The sequence below is a fragment of the Aerococcus sp. L_32 genome (genome assembly GCF_050689315.1).
Map to the genome: position 1 here is coordinate 1 of NZ_JBOEQF010001153.1, position 583 is coordinate 583.

Sequence of the window (583 nt, forward strand, 5' to 3'; positions counted from 1 at the left end):
TACTTCGACAACAGTCGTTGGCAAGCCTTCAGTAAAGGACGGTAGCAGTAAAACATCTAAAGCTGGATAGAATTCAGAAATTGGACTGATTCTACCAGTAAAAATAACGGTATCCAGAATATGCAAGTCTGCTGCTTTCGCCTTCAACTCTCCTTCTAAGTTGCCTGACCCGATAATTAGAATCTTTGCATTAAGATTATTTTCTTGAATGGCTTTTGCAATTTCAAATGTTTTATCGTGATTTTTCACAGGCATTAAACGCCCAACATGTCCTATTACAAGGGTATTTTCATCAAGGTTATATCGCTTGCGCCCCGCTTCTCTATGTTGTGCATAGACATTATCCGGATTCGCATACTCCTTCAAATCAATAGAATTTGGAATAACCATAGAAGTATCTAAATTGGTCTTTGGACCAAATACGGATTTAATGGCTAAGCGACCACAACCAACAATATCAGTTGATAACTTGGTATTGAGTTTTCTATTAAAACCATAAATCAATTGGTCTGTCTTATTTTTAATTTTATAATCATTCACTAGATGGGCATGGATGTAGAACCGCTTAACGCCATATTTTTTA

The 583-nt window shown here is 36.4% G+C and carries 1 protein-coding gene; it reads right to left on the minus strand.

Annotated features, from left to right (window positions below; translation table 11 throughout):
- Positions 1–583 (minus strand): glycosyltransferase (locus ACRCJ0_RS18670; protein ID WP_431391695.1); only part of this gene is annotated, 583 nt, incomplete at both ends.